Here is a 19,458-nt window from a genome sequence, read left to right on the forward strand (position 1 = left end):
CACGTGCTTTACCTGGCCCGCTCATCGAGCGGGCTTTTTTTTGTCCTACGCAAGACGTGACTCTTCACGGGTTACAATGCTTTCGAACCAGTCGAGCTCTGAAAGCTTGCAGGCCACCCACTGTTCAGAAAAGGCGTCTCCAAGGCTGTCGGTGAGATACTGACAGCGGGAAAATGTCTCAATCGCCTCCTGCTGAAACAACGGCAGTGCGGGTTCATCATGCTGAGGTTCAGGTAAATCGTCCTCCTCGATATTTTCCAGCCCGTACAGCATGCCGGTGAGGATAGTTGCGGCGACCAGATACGGATTGGCATCAGCTCCGGCCAGTCGGTACTCAATACGACGGTTGCTGTCATCCGAGCAGGGAATACGCAATGCGGCGGAGCGGGTGTTATAGCCCCAGGAGTTAAAGACGGGTTCCGTCAGGTTTTTACGCAGGCGGCGAAACGCATTGACACCAGGCGCCAGAATGGCAATGGAGGCGGGCATTAGCGCCAGCTGACCTGCGATACATAAACGCATCATGCTGTTAAGCGCATTCACTGGTGAAGCGAAGACGTTTTCGCCCCGACTATTGTTCAGGCTGAAATGAAAATGCAAACCGCTGCCGGACTGCTGGCTGAAAGGCTTGGCCATAAAATTGGCCTGCAGACCGTGCTTTTCAGCAACGTAGCGGGTCAGGCGGCGCAGGGCCAGTACGTTATCGCAGACCTCAACGACGCAGTGGCTATGCTTCAGGTTTAACTCGAACTGCCCGGACTCGGCTTCCGCGACGATCCCTGTCAGCGGGATGCGCTGAAGGTGTGCCAGCTGTTCCAGTTCGTCAAACAGCGCCGTATGTTCTGCCGAAGTATCCATATGAAAGCAGCCCTGATTCTGCGGCTCATGAGTATCCTGCCCCGTCAGGTAGAACTCAATTTCCGGGGCAATCACCGGGAACAGCCCGTGCTGGTGGAAGCGGGCCAGCACGATCTGCAGTATCACGCGCGGCTCAAGCGGGCAGGGGGCGTCGTCGCTGTCTTTCATCGTCAGCAGGATCTGCGCGTTGTGCTGCGGATCTTGTGCTGAGGGGCGCAGGGAACCGGCGACAGGAATGCAGAGTCGATCCGGTTCATCATTCAGCAGGGCGGCTATTTTCCCTTTCTGATCCATCGAGTAGACAGAGAGGGGAAAGTAGCAGCCTTTTTCCAGATTCAACATGCTCTCTACCGAGAGACGCTTGCCGCGCATAATGCCGTTGATATCGTTGAGGTAAACGTCAACATGTTTTGTCTGCGGGTAACGCTCCAGATAATCCGCCACTTCCACGGAAATGTTGTGCTGCAGGGCATCAATTTTTTCATCAAGCCACAGACCTGAGTTGAGTGCGCCGGGGAGTGATAAACCGGGAAAGCTAAAATACGGACGGATACTTTTGAGGAAAAACGCATTCATTATCGAGTTCATAGTCATTCTTCAATGAAGCCGTAGCGGTAGTGAACTCAGCTTAAATGGGGCGGCGTAAACGGGGGATAAAAAGCAGCAGGCCCGGCGTAAAGAAAGTATAAAGGCGGGCTATTTTTTCTCTTTCTTCTGCATATCAAGCAGTTGCTCCGGCGTCACAGCCGGGTAACCCTGCGCGTCTTCCGGTACTTCATGCATCGCCGGAATCGGCACCAGCGGGCCTAAAAAGCGCGGTTCACGTTTGAAAATGTAGAGGTCCGCCAGCGCGCCAAAACGCGCGCCAAATTCGCGCACGCGCACGCTCAGCATATCTTTAGGCGACGGCACCGCGTAGCACTGCGCCTGAATACCCATATGCAGCGCAATAAACAGCGCGCGCTCGCAGTGGAAACGCTGGGTGATGATGATGAAGTCGTTGGTGTCGAACACTTTGCGGGTGCGCACGATGGAGTCGAGGGTGCGGAAGCCTGCGTAGTCGAGCACGATGTCGGCAGGATCCACGCCTGCGGCAATCAGGTCCTTACGCATCGTCACCGGTTCGTTATAGCTTTGCAGCGCGTTATCACCGCTTAACAGCAGATAGTTCACCTTGCCGCTGTTGTAAGCGTTCAGCGCGCCCTGAATTCGGTAACGATAATACTGGTTGATCACCCCGGTTCGGTAATACTTGGCGGTGCCGAGTACCACGCCCACCTGGCGATAGGGCAGGTCCTGCAGGTCATCAAAGATGTAAGGGGCGGTTTTCCAGCTCATCCAGCGGTCGAGACCCAGCACGATCAACAGCAGTATGCCGACCAGGACAGACAGGCTGTAAAAAACGCGCTTTAACATGGAGATGGCTCGTTCGTGGATGAAAGTTCACTCAGGCTACTTTACCCGTCTGGTTAGCGCAAGAAACAGCGACTCAACTGAGGGGTTTTTCAGCAATGTGGCGGACATTTCAGTCCGCCGGAAGGATTTATGCCAGCAGTACGCGGTCGATCGTCGTGCAGCCTAACGCCTTGAGCGTCGCAGCGGTGGCATCCCACTGAATCAGTGGCGCATCGGCCTTTTCGGCCAGAATTGCGCGCTGAATGTCGGGGTAGTCGTAGCCGTTCAGGCTCAGCAGGTTGAGCGCACCCTGCAGCGGCGGCAGCGTTGGGTTAAACGCGGCGTTTTCCGCATAGCTGCCGGTGAAGATACGGCCATCGCGGCACTGCAGCGCCACGCCGCTTGGGGCGTTACTGTACGGAGTGTGGCTCTTGTTAGCCGCACGAATGGCCGCTTCGCTAAGGTCATCGCCGGACAGGGCGAAACCATGATCCTGCTCGTCCATCAGCAGCGTTTTAATGTCCAGATCTTTCGGGCCGAAGGCATCCGGCAGGTAATCGCCCAGCGTGTGTGGCGCACGTCCCGGCAGGTTGATGCGCAGTTGCAGCCCGCTGTTCAGCTCGTTCATAAACTGACGGCAGTGTCCGCACGGCGTGTAGTTCACGGTGATGGCGCTCAGGGCCTTTTCACCGCGCAACCAGGCGTGACTGATAGCGCTTTGCTCCGCATGAACGGTTTGCTGCATGGTTGCGCCCAGGAACTCCATGTTTCCACCGAAGTACCAGGTTCCGCTGACGCCGCGCGCAATAGCGCCGACGTTGAAGTGGGAGAGATCGGCACGCGCGCAGGCGGCAGCCAGGGGCAGCAGTGCGAAAGCCAGCGCGTCTTCATCCAGTCCCGCTGCTTGTTTCAGCATGGTGACCTGCTCTGCCGTCAGCAGGGCGGGGAAATGTGCATCTGCCAGGACGGGAGCAAGGGCTGATTGCAAATTCTCTGCAAGCTGAGCGAAGGCAGCTTGAAAACGTGGGTGCATGGCGTTTGCCTCATAAAGGTTAATGGATCGGTAGTTTACGGAGCCGCTGGGGCTTTATATGTGATCCACTTCTCATTATGTATGCAACTTATGAAATCAAAATGAAATTTGCGCGACGCATCGCAAATTTTAGCCCATCACCGCCAGAATCAATGGGAAAATAAACGGGGCGAGCAGGGAGGTGATAATCCCGCAGATCACCAGCGCCAGGGAGCTAAAAGCCCCTTCCTGATAGTCCAGCTCCGCGCAGCGGGCGGTACCCAGGGCGTGCGAGGCGGTGCCCATCGACAATCCCCGCGCCGCTTTAGTATGGATCCGCATCGCGTTCAGGAGGGTGTGACCAAACACCGCGCCGAGAATACCGACGAAAATGACGCACATCGCGCTGATGGCCGGGATCCCGCCGAGGCTGCCGCCTACCGCCATTGCGATAGGTGTGGTCACCGATTTAGGCAGAATAGAGGCCGCAATTTGTGGCGAAGCGCCCATCAATAGCGCCACCGACGTGCCGGTTATCATCGCCACCAGGCTGCCCACAAAACAGATAGTAATGATGGATTTCCAGCGGGCGCGGATCTGGTGCAACTGCTCATATAAAGGAAAGGCGAGGGCCACAACGGCGGGCTGCAACAGGTCGTTTAAAATTTTGCTGCCGGCAAAGTAACGTTCGTAAGGGATGCCGGTGAGCAGCAGGAAAGGAATAATTACCACCATCGCCACCAGCAGGGGGTTGAGCAGCGGCATTTTGAAGCGTGCGGCAAGTTTACGCGCGGCGAAGAAGACCAGCAGGGTTAACGGCAGAGACCACCAGATATTAGCCATCATTTTTTTGTTTTCTCCCCGATGACGTTACGTTCGCCATGTACCAGATGTGAACTCCAGCTCACGACAAGGAAAACCACCAGCGTGCTAACCGCGCAGGAGACCACAATCGGGCCGAACTGGGCTTTGAGCAAATCAAAATACTGCATGACCCCGACGCCGATGGGCACGAAAAGCAGCGCCATATAGCGGATGAGGACGAAACAGCCGGGGTTAACCCACTTTGCGGGCAGAATTTGCAGCGCCAGTAAAACAAAGAGGATCAGCATGCCGATAATGCTGCCAGGAATGGTGATAGGCAGCAGCGACGCGATAAAAATCCCGGCATACAGGCAGGCGTAAATCAGGACGAATGCGCGCAGATATTGCCAGATAATGTTCAATGATTTGCTCATGGTGATAGTCCTTGATGAAACGCATTCATCATACAATTAAACCTGAAAATGTGCCACGGATCACATCATGAATTTTGAGCATACCAGACATTCCGGAATGGAACGCCGGGCTTTCCACATACATACAGAGCAGCTACTATAGCGCGTCTTTTTTCACAGGTACTCAGAATGCGTGTTTTACTGGCCCCGATGGAAGGCGTGCTCGACTCTCTTGTGCGCGAGCTGCTTACCGAGGTGAACGATTACGATCTCTGCGTGACGGAGTTTTTGCGCGTGGTCGATATGTTGCTGCCAGAAAAGTCATTCTACCGTCTCTGTCCTGAACTGCACCGCCAGAGCCGGACCCCTTCCGGTACGCTGGTGCGGATCCAGCTGTTAGGCCAGTATCCTGAATGGCTGGCGGAAAACGCCGCCAGGGCCGTGGCGCTGGGTTCGTATGGCGTCGATCTCAACTGCGGTTGTCCGTCAAAGCTGGTCAACGGCAGCGGCGGCGGGGCAACGCTACTCAAGGATCCTGAGCTGATTTATCGCGGCGCAAAAGCCATGCGCGAGGCGGTACCCTCGCATCTGCCGGTCACCGTGAAAGTTCGTCTGGGCTGGGACAGCGGAGATAAGCAGTTTGAAATTGCCGATGCGGTGCAGCAGGCTGGTGCCACCGAGCTGGTGGTGCATGGCCGCACCAAGGAAGATGGTTATAAAGCTGAGCGGATTAACTGGCAGGCGATTGGCGAGATCCGCAAGCGGCTCACTATTCCGGTGATCGCTAACGGCGAAATCTGGGATTACGAAAGCGCACAGGCATGCCTGAAAGAGACGGGCTGCAATGCGGTGATGATTGGCCGCGGTGCGCTTAACGTGCCCAACCTCAGTCGCGTCGTGAAATATAACGAACCGCGTATGCCATGGGCTGACGTGGTGACGCTGCTGCAAAAATACAGCCGTCTGGAAAAGCAGGGTGATACCGGTTTGTATCACGTCGCGCGCATCAAGCAGTGGCTGAGCTATTTACGTAAAGAATACAGCGAAGCGCTGGGGTTATTTCAGGCGATCCGCACGCTCCAGACGTCGGCTGAAATTGCGCGGGTCATTCACTCAAAATAACTAGCGGTAATATTTAAATTTAAATAATTCACTGGGTGAATATTTTGCTGATTATGTAAATGTATAACAATTTGCGGATTGCCACGCGTTACTAAAAAACGGAAAGTCATCAAGCGTAAGTTGCGCCTTTATTTTTTGAGTGCATGGCGTAATGAAACGTTTTCTTATTTTATCTCTGAGTGCTCCCCTTGTTTTTATGCTGGCTGCGTGCGCACCGGAACATTCCACGGTAGCGCCAATAAAAACGCAGGCGACAGCTGCATCTGTAAATACCCGACTTAAACATGCGGACTGGCCGAAAAACGAATGGTGGAAAGAGTATAACGACCCGCAGCTGAATGCGCTTATTGCGAAAGCGATAGCGGATGCCCCGGATATGCAAATTGCCCGGCAACGTATTACGCTCGCGGAAGCACAGGCGAAGGCCGCTATTGCTGCCGATGGCCCACAACTGGATTTTTCTGCGGATGTTGAACGGCAGAAAATGTCGGCAGAAGGCCTGATGGGCCCGTTCGCGCTGACCGATCCGGCGGCGGGAACGACCGGCCCATGGTACACCAATGGCACTTTTGGCCTCACGGCGGGGTGGGATCTGGATCTGTGGGGGAAAAATCGCGCCCGGATTGCCGCGCGTATCGGTAAAGTGAATGCGCAAAAAGCGGAGCTGGAGCAGACTCGCCAGCTGCTTGCCAGCAGCGTTGCGCGCCTTTACTGGGCGTGGCAGACCCAGGCCGCTGCCGGAGATGTCCTTTCCCAAATTAAGCAGGAGCAGAAAAATATTATCGATGCCGATCGTGAACTGTATCAGCACGGTATTACCTCCTCGGTAGAGGGCGTCGAAACCGATATTTATGCCAGCAAAACGGATGAACAGTTAGCGGACGTGAAGGGCAAAATGAAGGCCATTGAGGCGCGACTGACTGCGTTGACCGGTACATCGGCCATAGCGCTTACGCGCCATGCGTTGCCTGCGACAGAAGCCTCGCTCCCTTCAACGCTGGGATATGAACTGCTGGCGCGCCGTCCGGATCTTCAGGAGGCGCACTGGTATATCGAAGCCTCCCTGAGCGAGGTGGAGGCCGCCAAAGCCGCGTTCTATCCTGACGTGAATCTGATGGCCTTCTTACAGCAGGATGCCCTGCACCTCAGCGATCTGTTCCGCTCCTCCGCTCAGCAGATGGGCGTGACCGCCGGTTTGACCCTGCCGATTTTCGACAGCGGCAGGCTGAACGCCAATCTGGATAGTGCCCAGGCGCAGAATAACCTCTCTGTCGCGAACTACAACAAAGCGGTGGTGGAGGCGGTGAATCAGGTGGCGCGTACGGCCAGCGAAGTCGAAACCCTGACGGCAAAAAACCGTCACCAGCAGCAGGTCGAAAAAGACGCGGCACGTGTAGTGGCGCTGGCGCAGGCTCGTTTTAGGGCAGGTATCCTTGCGGGGTCGCGGGTCAGCGAAGCCAGAATCCCGGCGCTTAAAGAACACCTTGAGACGGTCATGCTGAAAGGACAGTATATCGACGCCACGCTGCAACTGACGTCGGCGCTGGGGGGCGGCTATCATCACGGCTAAAAAGATGCGTTATCTATACTTATCTCTTTGCTGTTTTTCAGGAGGTGAGTATGACCAGAGTAGCGATTGTTACCGCATCGGATTCCGGGATTGGTAAAACCACGGCCCTGATGCTGGCAGAGCGCGGGTTTGATATTGGCATTACCTGGCATTCTGATGAAAAAGGTGCGCTGGAAACCTGCCGTGAAGTGGAAGCGAAGGGGCAGCGAGCAGAGGCTGTCCATCTCGATTTAAGCACGCTCCCGGAAGGTGCTGAAGCCATTGACGTGCTGATTGCGCGTTTCGGTCGGCTGGACGTGCTGGTTAACAATGCCGGGGCGATGACCAAAGCGCCCTTCCTGGAGATGCCGTTTGACGACTGGCGGAACATCTTCACCGTCGACGTGGACGGTGCGTTTCTCTGTTCGCAGATTGCGGCGCGGCAGATGGTGAAGCAGGGGGAAGGAGGGCGAATTGTCAACATTACCTCGGTGCATGAGCACACGCCGCTGCCGGAGGCCAGCGCCTACACCGCTGCGAAACATGCGCTCGGCGGCCTGACCAAATCCATGGCGATAGAACTGGTTAAGCACAACATTCTGGTGAACGCCGTTGCGCCGGGTGCCATTGCCACACCCATGAACGATATGAACGACAGCGAAGTGAAAGAAGGCTCAATGCCGGAAATCCCGCTGGCGCGCCCCGGGCATACGAGAGAAATCGCCAGCCTGGTGGCGTGGCTGTGCGACAGCGACGCCATTTATACCACCGGGCAATCGTTTATCGTTGACGGGGGTTTTATGCTGGCGAATCCGCAGTTTAAGCCGGAGGGATAGCTACTTTTTGCCCTCTCCCTGTGGGAGAGGGTGAGGGGCAGGGCATCAGGCCGCATCCGGCTACGCCTCATCCCGCGCCTTTTCCCGATGTTTCAGCCACAGCCTGACGCCAATCACCGCCACAACCACGACAAGCAACCATGCCCAGTGCTTCAGATGCTGGTCGAGATTATGCAGCCACGGACCTATCACCTCGCCTCCCACGTAACCGAGCGTCGTAAAGATCAGCGCCCAGGCAACGGCGCCAAGAATATTCAGCGGCAGGAAAATTTTCGGGGGCAGACGGCTGGCGCCAATCAGTATCGGCCCGATTATCCTGAAGCCGTACATAAAACGGGTGCCTATAACGAACAGGTAAGGGTGGCGCTGGATCAGGCGCTGCGCGCGGTTAATTTTCTTTTTGTGTTTAGCGAAACGCTTGAGAAGCGTCGGACCAAAGCGCAGACCCAGAAAGTAGAGTAGCTGATCGCCAATCATGCCGCCCAGCGCGACCGCAGCGACGACCAGCGGAAATTTCAGTAAGCCCTGATGCGCGGCGACGCCGCCTAACAGCGTGATGGTTTCACCTTCTGCCACGCTACCAATGACCAGCGCGGCATAGCCATATTGTTCAATGAGTGCGTTAATATCCATTACGTAAATGTTATCTCCCTCAGCGTACCTCGTTTAATCATATACCCCATGAATCAACAGCGGGGAAATCAACGGAAATTTCCCACTGTACATAAAATAATCTAAAGCCTGCATTATACTTAAGGTATCGCTGACGGGCCGACAACAAGGGGGCGCTATGAACCATGTCTGGGGACTTTTCTCCCATCCCGATCGTGAAATGCATGTCATCAAAAGTGAGAACGAAACGGTCTCGCATCATTACTCCCACCATGTGTTGCTGATGGCCGCGGTGCCGGTAATATGCGCGTTTATTGGCACAACACAAATCGGCTGGAATTTCGGTGACGGCACCGTGGTTCAGCTTTCCTGGTTTACCGGGCTTTATCTTGCCATTCTCTTTTATGGCCTGATGCTGGCGGGCGTGGCGGTCATGGGGCGTGTCATTCACTGGATGGCACGTAACTATCCGCAACGTCCATCGCTGGCGCGCTGTATGGTCTTCGCTGGATACGTCGCGACCCCGCTGTTCTTAAGCGGTATTGTTGCACTGTATCCACTGGTCTGGTTGTGCGCACTGATCGGTACGATTGCTCTCTGTTACACAGGTTATCTGCTGTATCTGGGAGTTCCAACCTTCCTGAATATCAACAAAGAAGAGGGGCTGAGCTTCTCCAGCTCCACACTGGCTATCGGTGTGCTGGTGCTGGAGGCGTTACTGGCACTGACGGTTATTCTTTGGGGTTATGGATACCGTCTCTTCTAAGCTCACTGCATTGCTGGCGTAAATGCCAGCAATGCAGCATCTGTTCACGATTATCCGCTGGCGACAAAGCACTGTGACGGCTATGATGCCGAAGCCAGCCTGCGTTTATCCGTCGACGCAGGCGGTGTACGTCATTACGTGCGTGAATAATTATCAGAAGTCTCACCATGCTGAAATTCCGAGTCTCTTTACTTAGCCTGGCGCTGTTGCTGGGGGCGTCCGCTGCTGTGCCAGCCGTCGCTAAAACGCCCGCGGTGACCACTGCTGCTGCCCAGCCGCAAATTGCATCCGGCAGCGCGATGATTGTCGACCTCAACACCAATAAGGTGATTTACGCCAGCCATCCGGACCTGGTGCGCCCGATCGCTTCAATAACCAAATTAATGACCGCGATGGTGGTGCTTGATGCCCATCTGCCGCTGGACGAAAAACTGAAAGTGGATATCAGCCACACGCCAGAGATGAAAGGGATCTACTCTCGCGTGCGCCTGAACAGCGAAATCAGCCGTAAAAACATGCTGCTGCTGGCGCTGATGTCATCCGAAAACCGTGCGGCCGCGAGCCTAGCACACCACTATCCTGGCGGTTACGACGCGTTTATTCGCGCGATGAACGCCAAAGCCAAAGCGCTGGGGATGAACAATACGCACTATGTTGAACCGACGGGTCTGTCGATTAACAACGTCTCGACGGCCCGCGATCTGACGAAACTGCTGATTGCCAGCAAGCAGTATCCGCTGATTGGCCAGCTCAGCACGACCCGTGAAGAGATGGCGACCTTTGCCAACCCGGCCTATACGCTGCCGTTCCGCAACACTAACCATCTGGTTTACCGGGATAACTGGAACATTCAGCTAACGAAAACCGGATTCACCAACGCGGCAGGACACTGTCTGGTGATGCGTACCGTGTTTAACGGTAAGCCGGTGGCGCTGGTGGTGATGGATGCCTTCGGGAAATATACTCACTTTGCGGATGCGAGCCGCCTGCGGACCTGGATTGAGACCGGGAAAGTGCAGCCTGTACCGGCCGCGGCTTTGACGTATAAAAAGCAGAAAGCGGAGCAGATGGCGACGGCGCAGAACGATTAAGTACCTGCGCGCGCTGATGCCCTCACCCCAACCCTCTCCCACAGGGAGAGGGAGAACACACTAAAAACGGTAACCCAGGTTACCGTTTTGCTTTTATTCCGGCAGCGTCCAGTCCCCGTCGTTGAGGGGGCGCTGCATAATCACCGTATCCCGCCAGTCGCCTTTCTTGTATCCCACGCTGCGCAGCTGACCGACAATCTCGAAGCCATGCTTTTTATGCAGCCGCAACGAACCGGCATTGTTATTGCCATCTCCCACTACGGCAATCATCTGCCGCCACGGGCCTTGTTCGCAGCGTGCGATAAGCGCATCCATTAATGCCGTGCCAAAACCGCGGCCGGTGGTGCTGGCGTCCACGTAAATCGACTCTTCCAGGGTATAGCGGTAGGCGTGTCGCGGTCGGTAAGGACTGGCATAGCAGTAACCCACCACGATGCCGCGATACAGCGCGATGAGCCACGGTAAACCGTTCTCAGCCACGCTTTTCATACGCTGGCGCATTTCGTCGATAGTCGGGGGGACTTCTTCAAAGGACGCGCGTCCGTGAAGCACATGCCAGGCATAAATTGCGGTGATGGCATGCACATCATCGGGAAGGGCGTCGCGCACTTCCAGTTCGGTTTCGGATAAAACGTCAACAGCCGACATGATGTGCCTGCTCCTCGTGATCGCATGCCGGAGAAACGTTTCTCCGGCGACAGACCGCTACTCTATTACGATTAACAAGCGCTAAACAATCTCTCAAATTTGGCTGTAGTAATTAATCAGACGCTTGCGTTGAGTGCTGCTCCGCGTCTGGGCTCTCTTTCCAGTATTTCTTCCGCGTTGTTTTACCAATGCCGGGGTTCATGCTGTTTGTAGGGTCATTCTCGCGATAAAACTGCTTAAGTGCGTCAGGAGCTTTATAAAGATGCCCGACGTTGTGTTCCGCAGGATATTGTGCGCCACGCTCGTGAAGAAGGGCGAGCATCTGCTCTTTCAGTTCGTGGGCATCAACCCCTTTTTTGACAATGTAATCCTGATGGAAGACATAGCACATAAAATGGCCGTAATAGAGCTTATGCACCAGCTTGCTGTCGATTTCCGGCGGCAAATGCTCAAACCACTCGGTGTCGTTACGGCGCAGGGCAATATCCAGCGCCAGGATATCTTCCACCTCGTCGGAGTGTACTGCCTGGTAACGGATAGCGGCTCCCGCCGCGGCAAAACGGTGCAGGAAGGCTTTGCTGCCCTCTTCAGGGGTGCAGGCGAAGAAATCCCCTTCGGCGGTTTTGAAGAAGTCGGTAAGCCAGGCCTGCGCTTCGGCAATACCGTCCCCGGCCATTTTCAGCAGCAGATGATGTTCGTACTTATCACGCCAGGTTTTCATTCGCTCCGGCAAATGCGCCGGGAAAACGTTGCCCAGCTTCTGCATAAAGCGGTCGGTGAAGTGAGGTTTGAACAGCGACACTTTCTCCAGCATCGCATCGGTGCGGCCCTTCATGGTGAAGAAGAACGGCATTTTGTCGGTGCCGAGCTTGTCGATCATCAGGAACGTATCTTTGCCGTAACGCTCGGCAATGTCGTAAATGTCCCGATGCATATATTCGCCCGCCACCGGCAGGTGGGTGAATTCGCCCAGAATATGACGACGGATTTCGGTTAACACTTCAGGCTGGTTGGTGCCGATATAAAACACCTGCTGCTTTTTCTCTGCCGGGAAGGTGTCGAGACGCACCGCGAAAACGGCAAGCTTGCCCGCACAGCCGGAGGACTCAAACAGACGGTCCGGGTCGGCGTTATAGCGCGCCGGCGTATCGGCTTCAATATCGCGCACGCGGGTAATGTAGTCATGGTCATGCGCGTGGCGGCCATCGTGCTGAACGTCTTCATCCTTCACGCGATCGTCGTCGAGCTTGCTGAGGATCTGTTCCGGCGTTACGCCCAGGTCGATACCCAGGTGGTTCACCAGCGTCAGCTTGCCGTCTTCATTGATACGGGCAAACAGCGACATCTCGGTGTAAGCCGGGCCGCGCTGCACCAGCGAGCCGCCGGAGTTATTGCAGATCCCACCGACGACCGAGGCGCCAATGCAGGAGGAGCCGATCACCGAATGCGGTTCGCGTCCCAGCGGCTTAAGCGCTTTTTCCAGCGAGTAAAGAGTGGTACCTGGGAAGGCGAGTACCTGCTCGCCTTTATCCAGCAGATGCAGCTTGTCGAGGCGCAGAGTGCTGATAATCACGATGTCACGATCGTAATCGTTGCCGTTCGGCGTAGAACCTTCGGTCAGGCCGGTGTTGGCCGCCTGCATTAATATAATCTTGTCGGCGGCAACGCAGGCGCTCAGCACGCGCCACAGTTCCAGCAGCGTGCCCGGAAAGACCACCGCCAGCGCCTCGCCCTGACCGGAGCGGAACCCCTTACGGTAGCGGGCGGTTTTAGCCGGGTCGGTAAGCAGGTGAGAGGAGCCAACCAGGCGCGACAGTTCGTTAATGAATGTTTTGTTATCGTCAGTTCGAACAGAAGACATCTTCCACTCCTTGTGGTGGGGCAAATTTCTCGCTGTAAAGCATAGCGCGATTAACAGTTTCGCGGTCTACTATTCATGAGAAAAATCAGAGAATAACCCTGCAAGCAAAAGAGGGTTTATGGCACACTGCGCTTTTCGCCCGGACCGGTGGCCTTCTTCCGGCGGTTAATGATGAGAGAGTAACGACATGAGATGGATATGTTCTTTAGGTGTCGCCGTCAGCCTGGCGCTGCAGCCTGCGCTGGCAGATGAATTGTTTGGCAATCACCCGCTTACGCCTGAAGCCCGGGACGCATTTGTCACGGAACTGCTTAAAAAGATGACGGTTGATGAGAAGATCGGCCAGCTGCGTCTGATAAGCGTCGGCCCGGATAACCCGAAAGAGGCCATCCGGGAGATGATCAAAGAAAGCCAGGTGGGCGCCATCTTTAACACCGTCACCCGCCAGGATATCCGCAAAATGCAGGATCAGGTGATGGCGCTTAGCCGCCTGAAGATCCCTCTCTTCTTCGCCTATGACGTGGTACACGGCCAGCGCACCGTCTTCCCTATCAGTCTCGGCCTGGCCTCCTCCTTTAACCTCGATGCGGTGAAAACCGTCGGTCGCGTGTCGGCTTATGAAGCGGCGGATGACGGCCTGAACATGACCTGGGCTCCGATGGTCGATGTCTCGCGCGATCCGCGCTGGGGCCGCGCATCGGAAGGCTTCGGTGAAGATACGTATTTAACCGCCACGATGGGCAAAACCATGGTGGAAGCGATGCAGGGCAAAAGCCCGGCAGACCGCTATTCGGTGATGACCAGCGTCAAACACTTCGCGGCCTATGGCGCAGTGGAGGGCGGTAAAGAGTACAACACTGTCGACATGAGCCCGCAGCGCCTGTTCAACGACTATATGCCGCCGTACAAGGCAGGGCTGGATGCAGGCAGCGGCGCGGTGATGGTGGCGCTTAACTCGCTGAACGGCACGCCGGCGACCTCCGATTCGTGGCTGCTGAAAGACGTGCTGCGTGACCAGTGGGGCTTTAAGGGCATCACCGTGTCTGACCACGGCGCGATTAAAGAGCTGATCAAACACGGCACTGCATCCGACCCGGAAGACGCCGTGCGCGTGGCGCTGAAGTCTGGCATCAACATGAGCATGAGCGATGAATACTACAGCAAATACCTGCCGGGGCTGGTGAAGAGCGGCAAGGTGACGATGGCGGAGCTGGACGATGCCACGCGCCACGTGCTGAACGTGAAATATGACATGGGGTTGTTTAACGATCCTTACAGCCACCTGGGACCAAAAGATTCCGACCCGGCGGACACCAATGCTGAAAGCCGCCTGCACCGCAAAGAAGCGCGTGATGTGGCGCGCGAAAGCCTGGTGCTGCTGAAGAACCGCCTCGACACGCTGCCGCTGAAAAAATCCGGCACCATTGCCGTGGTGGGCCCACTGGCTGACAGCAAACGCGACGTGATGGGCAGCTGGTCTGCGGCAGGCGTCGCCGATCAGTCCGTGACCGTGCTGACCGGTATCAAGAGCGCCGTCGGTGAAAACGCCAAAGTGGTGTACGCCAAAGGGGCAAACGTCACTAATGATAAAGACATCGTCACCTTCCTCAACCAGTACGAGGAAGCGGTGAAGGTCGATCCGCGCACGCCGAAAGAGATGATCGACGAAGCGGTAAACGCGGCTAAGCAGTCGGACGTCGTTGTCGCGGTCGTGGGCGAAGCGCAGGGGATGGCGCATGAAGCTTCCAGCCGTACCGATATCACTATTCCGCAGAGTCAGCGCGATCTGATTGCCGCCCTGAAAGCCACCGGCAAGCCGCTGGTGCTGGTGCTGATGAACGGTCGTCCGCTGGCGCTGGTGAAAGAAGACCAGCAGGCAGATGCCATTCTGGAAACCTGGTTCGCCGGTACCGAAGGCGGTAACGCTATCGCCGACGTGCTGTTTGGCGATTACAACCCGTCCGGCAAGCTGCCGATGTCCTTCCCGCGCTCCGTCGGGCAGATCCCGGTTTATTACAGCCATCAGAACACCGGTCGCCCGTACAACGCCGACAAGCCGAACAAGTACACGTCACGTTACTTCGATGAAGCCAACGGCCCGCTGTATCCGTTTGGTTATGGTCTGAGCTACACCACCTTCAAGGTCTCCGAGGTGAAAATGTCGGCCCCGACCCTGAAGCGTGATGGCAAAGTGACCGCCAGCGTCGAGGTGACCAACACCGGCAAGCGCGAAGGGGCAACGGTGATTCAGATGTACGTGCAGGATGTCACTGCGTCGATGAGTCGTCCCGTGAAGCAGCTGCGTGGTTTCGAAAAGGTTGACCTTAAGCCGGGTGAAACCAAAACCATCAGCTTCCCGATTGACGTGGATGCGCTGAAGTTCTGGAACCAGCAGATGAAATACGATGCGGAACCCGGCAAATTTAACGTGTTTATCGGGGTGGACTCCGCTCGCGTGAATAAAGGCGAGTTCGAACTGCTGTAACCTTTCCTGTCTTTGCATCCCCCCGTCCTGCGGGGGATGCATCTTACCTTATGCTAAAAAGGCATTTTGACGGTTAATTCTGCCGTTTTAAGCTACGCTTTTCTCTCAAGCCTCTGAAAAAGGCAGCAAAAAAATGAGGATAGCGGAATGACGATTATTAAGGGGATGTTGGGATCGGCGGCATTACTGGCGGCGCTGAGTGTGCCGTTACAGGCGGCGGAGCCGGTAAAAGTGGGTTCCAAGATCGATACCGAAGGCGCGCTGCTCGGGAATATTATTTTGCAGGTGCTGGAAAGCCACGGTCTGAAAACCGTCAATAAAGTCCAGCTCGGCACCACGCCCGTGGTGCGCGGGGCGATTACCTCCGGCGAACTGGATATCTACCCGGAATACACCGGCAACGGGGCATTCTTCTTTAAAGATGAAAACGATCCGGCATGGAAAAACGCCAAAGCCGGGTATGAGAAAGTCAAAAAACTCGACGCGGAACAGAACAAACTGGTCTGGCTGACCCCGGCTCCGGCCAACAATACCTGGACAATCGCTGTGCGCAAAGATGTGGCGGAGAAAGGTAAGCTGACCTCACTGACGGATCTTAGCCGCTACCTGAAAGAGAAGGGTGATTTTAAGCTTGCGGCGTCCGCAGAGTTTATCGAGCGTCCGGACGCGCTGCCCGCGTTCGAAAAAGCTTACGGTTTCAAACTCGACCAGGCGCAGCTGCTCTCTCTGGCGGGCGGGGATACTGCGGTGACCATCAAAGCCGCAGCGCAGCAAACCTCGGGTGTTAATGCGGCCATGGCCTACGGTACCGATGGCCCGGTGGCGGCGCTCGGCCTGCAGACCCTGACCGATCCTAAAGGCGTTCAGCCGATTTACGCCCCGACCCCGGTCGTGCGTGAGGCGGTGCTGAAAGCCCATCCGGAGATTGCCGACTGGCTCAAGCCGGTCTTCGAAAAGCTGGATGAAAAAACGCTGCAGCAGCTGAATGCCAGCATTGCCGTCGAGGGACTGGATGCCAAAAAAGTGGCCGCCGACTTCCTGAAACAACAAGGGCTTGTGAAGTAACGGGAAAGGGCTGTGCCAATAAAATGTCATAACCGCGTACTGCTGCTGTTGGCCTGCACGGCCATCGCGGCGGTCGCGTTACCGTTTGTGAATGTCGCCCCTAACCGCCTGATGTCGGGGGAGGGAAAAGCGCTCTGGCAGGTCTGGTCGTTTACGCCGGGGTGGCTGGCGGCGTCGCTGGGCGCGTGGGTGATCCTGTCGCTCTGTCAGGGACGCCCGGCGCAGTGGCTGACGCTGCTCCTCTCCGAAGGGCTGTTTATTCTCCTGTTCTGGAGCGCCGGACTGGCGGCGACGCATATGGCGTCGGCGGAAAGTCCACTGGCGAGGACCTCTATAGGCAGCGGCCTCTGGCTGTGGCTGGCGCTCTGTTTGCTGGCCTGCAGCGATGCGATTCGTCGACTCATCTCGAGTGCCGTCTGGCGCTGGGTTCTGAATGCGCAGATATGGTGTATACCCTTGTTCCTGCTGTTCAGCGGGGAGCTGAACAACCTCTCGCTGTTAAAAGAGTACGCCAACCGCCAGGAGGTATTTGATGATGCCCTGGCGCAACACCTGACGATCCTCTTCGGCACGCTCCTTCCGGCGCTTCTGCTCGGGATTTCACTGGGCATGTGGTGTTACCGCCATCCTTCCCGCCAGGGCAGCATTTTTGCCGTGCTCAACGTCATCCAGACGATTCCTTCCGTTGCGCTGTTTGGCCTGCTGATTGCCCCGCTGGCCGGGCTGGTGAAGTCGTTTCCGGTGCTGGGCGCGGCAGGCATCGCCGGAACGGGATTAACCCCGGCGCTTATCGCGCTGGTGCTCTATGCACTGTTGCCGCTGGTGCGCGGCGTGGTCGCGGGGTTAAGCCAGGTCGCGCCGGATGTGCTGGAAAGCGCCCATGCCATGGGGATGAGCGCGCGGCAGTGTTTCTGGAAGATACAGCTCCCGCTGGCGCTACCCCTGCTGCTGCGCAGCCTGCGGGTAGTCGCCGTTCAGACCGTGGGCATGGCGGTGATCGCCGCGCTGATTGGCGCGGGTGGCTTTGGTGCGCTGGTGTTCCAGGGACTGCTGAGCAGTGCTCTCGATTTGGTGTTGCTGGGCGTGGTGCCCACGATTGCGCTGGCGGTGGTTGTCGACGCGCTGTTTGCCTTATGGCTCGCGCTGCTCAGGAGAAGCGCCAATGATTGAATTTCATGATGTCAGTAAAACCTTTGCGGGTCGCCCGGCGGCGAGCCATCTCAACCTGAACTTTGCCGAAGGCGCGTTTTCCGTGCTGATTGGTACGTCAGGGTCGGGAAAATCCACCACGCTGAAGATGATCAACCGTCTGGTCGAGCATGACAGTGGGCTGATCCGCTTTGCCGGGGAAGAGATCCGCAGTCTGCCGGTGCTGGAGTTGCGCCGTCGGATGGGCTATGCCATTCAGTCCATCGGACTGTTTCCCCACTGGACGGTGGCGCAAAACATTGCCACCGTGCTGCAGCTGGAGAAATGGTCGCGGGCTAAAACGGCTGACCGGGTGGAGGAACTGATGTCTCTGCTGGGGTTAGAGCCTGCCCTGCGCGACCGCTATCCGCACCAGCTTTCCGGTGGGCAGCAGCAGCGCGTGGGCGTGGCGCGCGCGCTGGCGGCCAATCCGCAGGTGTTGCTGATGGACGAACCCTTTGGTGCGCTGGATCCAGTGACGCGCGGGGCGCTGCAGACGGAAATGACCCGTATTCACCGCATTCTCGGAAGGACGATTGTCCTCGTGACGCACGATATTGATGAAGCTCTGCGCCTGGCCGACCATCTGGTCCTGATGGATCACGGCGAAGTGGTGCAGCAGGGCGCGCCGCTCGCGCTGCTAACCAGCCCGAAGAACGACTTTGTGCGTGAGTTTTTTGGCCGCAGCGAGCTGGGCGTCAGGTTGCTCTCCCTGCGCACGGTCGGTGATTATATGCGTCGACAGGATACGTCGCTCGCCGGTGAACCGCTACAGGCGCAAATGACCCTGCGGGATGCTCTCTCCGCGTTTGTGGCGCGCCAGTGTGAAGTGCTACCCGTTTCGGATGCCCGGGGGGCACCGTGCGGAAGCTTACATTTTCGCGATCTGCTGGCCGGGGAGGTGACGCGTGAAGGCTCTGCGTGATCCGCTCCTCTGGCTGGTAGCGCTGTTTGTCGCCTTACTGTTTTTGATGCCTCACAGCGCGGTACTGTTCAGCGCACTTTTCCCTGGGCTGCCGCGCCCGGTGTACCAGCAGGAGAGCTTTATTAATCTCGCCGTGGCGCATCTCTGGCTGGTGGCGATCTCCAGTTCTGTCGCGATTGTGCTGGGCACAGGTGCGGGTATCGCGGTGACCCGGCCTGCCGGGCGGGAGTTTCGTCCCCTGGTGGAAACCATCGCGGCTATTGGACAGACGTTTCCGCCGGTGGCGGTGCTGGCCATTGCGGTGCCGGTCATGGGATTTGGTCAGCAGCCTGCGCTTATCGCGCTGATTTTATACGGGGTGTTGCCCATTCTGCAGGGCACGCTGGCGGGTATTGCGGCTGTCCCGGCATCGGTGTTAAGCGTGGCAGAAGGGATGGGGATGAGTCGCTGGCAGCGGCTGCGCAAGGTGGAACTGCCGCTTGCAGCACCGGTTATCATTGCCGGGATCCGCACGTCGGTGATTATTAACATCGGGACGGCGACCATTGCGTCTACGGTGGGGGCCAATACGCTGGGAACGCCGATCATTATCGGCTTAAGCGGGTTTAACACGGCTTATATTGTGCAGGGGGCGGTGCTGGTCGCGCTGGCGGCTATCGTCGTCGACCGCCTTTTTGAGCGGCTGGCGATGTACCTCAGCCGACACCGCCACGAACAATAAACGAGTACCCTGCCAGCATTACGCCGCCGATACCGCTTACGGCCATCAGGACAAAAAGGGTAATCACGGCCAGTTTGGTTGCCTTCATCATGTGCTCCTGTTGTTAA

Annotated in this window: 19 protein-coding genes; 10 read left to right on the forward strand and 9 right to left on the reverse strand. The window is 56.7% G+C overall.

The genetic code is table 11. The annotated features are described in order from the left end of the window. Positions 1–45 precede the first annotated feature (45 nt). The 5 genes from O1723_RS07165 to O1723_RS07185 all read right to left on the reverse strand — a co-directional run bounded on the left by O1723_RS07165 (position 46) and on the right by O1723_RS07185 (position 4,503). Complete coding sequence (locus O1723_RS07165; RefSeq protein WP_014884562.1) at positions 46–1,434, reverse strand: glutamine synthetase family protein; 1,389 nt, start codon at positions 1,432–1,434, stop codon at positions 46–48. Positions 1,435–1,554: 120 nt separating this feature from the next. Further along, positions 1,555–2,274 carry an outer membrane permeability protein SanA gene (sanA, locus tag O1723_RS07170; RefSeq protein WP_014884561.1) on the reverse strand — a complete coding sequence of 240 codons (720 nt, stop codon included), beginning with the start codon at positions 2,272–2,274 and terminating at the stop codon, positions 1,555–1,557. 127 nt (positions 2,275–2,401) lie between these two features. Beyond that, positions 2,402–3,286 (reverse strand): cytidine deaminase, encoded by an 885-nt coding sequence (gene cdd, locus O1723_RS07175; protein ID WP_014884560.1) that lies wholly within the window; start codon positions 3,284–3,286, stop codon positions 2,402–2,404. Positions 3,287–3,415: 129 nt separating this feature from the next. Then, positions 3,416–4,111 carry a CidB/LrgB family autolysis modulator gene (locus tag O1723_RS07180; protein ID WP_014884559.1) on the reverse strand — a complete coding sequence of 232 codons (696 nt, stop codon included), beginning with the start codon at positions 4,109–4,111 and terminating at the stop codon, positions 3,416–3,418. After that, a complete protein-coding gene (locus O1723_RS07185) occupies positions 4,108–4,503 on the reverse strand; it encodes a CidA/LrgA family protein (RefSeq protein ID WP_014884558.1) in 396 nt (131 codons plus the stop codon). Before O1723_RS07185 ends, O1723_RS07180 begins: the two co-directional genes overlap by 4 nt. A gap of 168 nt (positions 4,504–4,671) precedes the next feature. Here O1723_RS07185 and dusC point away from each other — a divergent pair, with 168 nt between their 5' ends. The 3 genes from dusC (at position 4,672) to O1723_RS07200 (ending at position 7,989) form a co-directional block, all read left to right on the forward strand. After that, positions 4,672–5,604 carry a tRNA dihydrouridine(16) synthase DusC gene (gene dusC, locus O1723_RS07190; protein WP_014884557.1) on the forward strand — a complete coding sequence of 311 codons (933 nt, stop codon included), beginning with the start codon at positions 4,672–4,674 and terminating at the stop codon, positions 5,602–5,604. 151 nt (positions 5,605–5,755) lie between these two features. Continuing rightward, complete coding sequence (gene mdtQ / locus O1723_RS07195; protein ID WP_248190840.1) at positions 5,756–7,174, forward strand: multidrug resistance outer membrane protein MdtQ; 1,419 nt, start codon at positions 5,756–5,758, stop codon at positions 7,172–7,174. Positions 7,175–7,224: 50 nt separating this feature from the next. Continuing rightward, the gene (locus O1723_RS07200; protein ID WP_023337543.1) at positions 7,225–7,989 is read left to right on the forward strand and encodes an SDR family oxidoreductase; all 765 of its coding nucleotides are present in this window, start codon (positions 7,225–7,227) and stop codon (positions 7,987–7,989) included. A 60-nt stretch (positions 7,990–8,049) separates the two neighbouring features. Here O1723_RS07200 and O1723_RS07205 read toward each other — a convergent pair whose 3' ends face one another. Continuing rightward, positions 8,050–8,622, reverse strand: a complete 573-nt coding sequence (locus O1723_RS07205) for a DedA family protein (protein WP_014884554.1) — start codon at positions 8,620–8,622, stop codon at positions 8,050–8,052. A gap of 157 nt (positions 8,623–8,779) precedes the next feature. Here O1723_RS07205 and O1723_RS07210 point away from each other — a divergent pair, with 157 nt between their 5' ends. Beyond that, positions 8,780–9,367, forward strand: coding sequence for a Yip1 family protein (locus tag O1723_RS07210; protein ID WP_023337542.1), 588 nt, complete (start codon positions 8,780–8,782; stop codon positions 9,365–9,367). 167 nt (positions 9,368–9,534) lie between these two features. Continuing rightward, positions 9,535–10,458 carry a D-alanyl-D-alanine endopeptidase gene (gene pbpG, locus O1723_RS07215; protein WP_014884552.1) on the forward strand — a complete coding sequence of 308 codons (924 nt, stop codon included), beginning with the start codon at positions 9,535–9,537 and terminating at the stop codon, positions 10,456–10,458. Positions 10,459–10,551: 93 nt separating this feature from the next. Here pbpG and O1723_RS07220 read toward each other — a convergent pair whose 3' ends face one another. Both O1723_RS07220 and dld read right to left on the reverse strand, forming a co-directional pair. Further along, entirely contained in the window at positions 10,552–11,106 is a 555-nt protein-coding gene (locus O1723_RS07220) for a GNAT family N-acetyltransferase (protein ID WP_014884551.1), read from the reverse strand. Between the two features lie 112 nt (positions 11,107–11,218). After that, the gene (gene dld, locus O1723_RS07225) at positions 11,219–12,967 is read right to left on the reverse strand and encodes a D-lactate dehydrogenase (RefSeq protein ID WP_014884550.1); all 1,749 of its coding nucleotides are present in this window, start codon (positions 12,965–12,967) and stop codon (positions 11,219–11,221) included. 187 nt (positions 12,968–13,154) lie between these two features. Between dld and bglX the strand changes: the two genes are divergently transcribed. From bglX to O1723_RS07250, 5 genes are all read left to right on the forward strand, one after another. Further along, positions 13,155–15,452: a beta-glucosidase BglX gene (gene bglX / locus O1723_RS07230; RefSeq protein WP_248190838.1), complete on the forward strand. Its 2,298-nt coding sequence runs from the start codon at positions 13,155–13,157 to the stop codon at positions 15,450–15,452. 147 nt (positions 15,453–15,599) lie between these two features. After that, the gene (gene osmF, locus O1723_RS07235) at positions 15,600–16,517 is read left to right on the forward strand and encodes a glycine betaine ABC transporter substrate-binding protein OsmF (RefSeq protein ID WP_014884549.1); all 918 of its coding nucleotides are present in this window, start codon (positions 15,600–15,602) and stop codon (positions 16,515–16,517) included. 12 nt (positions 16,518–16,529) lie between these two features. Further along, positions 16,530–17,687, forward strand: coding sequence for an ABC transporter permease (locus O1723_RS07240; RefSeq protein ID WP_014884548.1), 1,158 nt, complete (start codon positions 16,530–16,532; stop codon positions 17,685–17,687). Then, positions 17,680–18,630: an ABC transporter ATP-binding protein gene (locus tag O1723_RS07245; RefSeq protein ID WP_014884547.1), complete on the forward strand. Its 951-nt coding sequence runs from the start codon at positions 17,680–17,682 to the stop codon at positions 18,628–18,630. Before O1723_RS07240 ends, O1723_RS07245 begins: the two co-directional genes overlap by 8 nt. Further along, entirely contained in the window at positions 18,614–19,351 is a 738-nt protein-coding gene (locus tag O1723_RS07250; RefSeq protein ID WP_014884546.1) for an ABC transporter permease, read from the forward strand. Before O1723_RS07245 ends, O1723_RS07250 begins: the two co-directional genes overlap by 17 nt. Here the strand turns inward: O1723_RS07250 and O1723_RS07255 are convergent. Continuing rightward, a complete protein-coding gene (locus tag O1723_RS07255; RefSeq protein WP_010433613.1) occupies positions 19,326–19,439 on the reverse strand; it encodes a protein YohO in 114 nt (37 codons plus the stop codon). The genes O1723_RS07250 and O1723_RS07255 overlap by 26 nt on opposite strands. Positions 19,440–19,458: the final 19 nt, after the last annotated feature.

Source organism: Enterobacter cloacae complex sp. HYC080_NIDB, from assembly GCF_056673325.1.

What these genes read in the sequence shown, in the direction of transcription:
- O1723_RS07165 (WP_014884562.1), bottom strand. Translation starts at nt 1,434, where the DNA reads ATGAATGCGTTTTTCCTCAAAAGTATCCGTCCGTATTTTAGCTTTCCC.
- sanA (WP_014884561.1), bottom strand. Translation starts at nt 2,274, where the DNA reads ATGTTAAAGCGCGTTTTTTACAGCCTGTCTGTCCTGGTCGGCATACTG.
- cdd (WP_014884560.1), bottom strand. Translation starts at nt 3,286, where the DNA reads ATGCACCCACGTTTTCAAGCTGCCTTCGCTCAGCTTGCAGAGAATTTG.
- O1723_RS07180 (WP_014884559.1), bottom strand. Translation starts at nt 4,111, where the DNA reads ATGATGGCTAATATCTGGTGGTCTCTGCCGTTAACCCTGCTGGTCTTC.
- O1723_RS07185 (WP_014884558.1), bottom strand. Translation starts at nt 4,503, where the DNA reads ATGAGCAAATCATTGAACATTATCTGGCAATATCTGCGCGCATTCGTC.
- dusC (WP_014884557.1), top strand. Translation starts at nt 4,672, where the DNA reads ATGCGTGTTTTACTGGCCCCGATGGAAGGCGTGCTCGACTCTCTTGTG.
- mdtQ (WP_248190840.1), top strand. Translation starts at nt 5,756, where the DNA reads ATGAAACGTTTTCTTATTTTATCTCTGAGTGCTCCCCTTGTTTTTATG.
- O1723_RS07200 (WP_023337543.1), top strand. Translation starts at nt 7,225, where the DNA reads ATGACCAGAGTAGCGATTGTTACCGCATCGGATTCCGGGATTGGTAAA.
- O1723_RS07205 (WP_014884554.1), bottom strand. Translation starts at nt 8,622, where the DNA reads ATGGATATTAACGCACTCATTGAACAATATGGCTATGCCGCGCTGGTC.
- O1723_RS07210 (WP_023337542.1), top strand. Translation starts at nt 8,780, where the DNA reads ATGAACCATGTCTGGGGACTTTTCTCCCATCCCGATCGTGAAATGCAT.
- pbpG (WP_014884552.1), top strand. Translation starts at nt 9,535, where the DNA reads ATGCTGAAATTCCGAGTCTCTTTACTTAGCCTGGCGCTGTTGCTGGGG.
- O1723_RS07220 (WP_014884551.1), bottom strand. Translation starts at nt 11,106, where the DNA reads ATGTCGGCTGTTGACGTTTTATCCGAAACCGAACTGGAAGTGCGCGAC.
- dld (WP_014884550.1), bottom strand. Translation starts at nt 12,967, where the DNA reads ATGTCTTCTGTTCGAACTGACGATAACAAAACATTCATTAACGAACTG.
- bglX (WP_248190838.1), top strand. Translation starts at nt 13,155, where the DNA reads ATGAGATGGATATGTTCTTTAGGTGTCGCCGTCAGCCTGGCGCTGCAG.
- osmF (WP_014884549.1), top strand. Translation starts at nt 15,600, where the DNA reads ATGACGATTATTAAGGGGATGTTGGGATCGGCGGCATTACTGGCGGCG.
- O1723_RS07245 (WP_014884547.1), top strand. Translation starts at nt 17,680, where the DNA reads ATGATTGAATTTCATGATGTCAGTAAAACCTTTGCGGGTCGCCCGGCG.
- O1723_RS07255 (WP_010433613.1), bottom strand. Translation starts at nt 19,439, where the DNA reads ATGAAGGCAACCAAACTGGCCGTGATTACCCTTTTTGTCCTGATGGCC.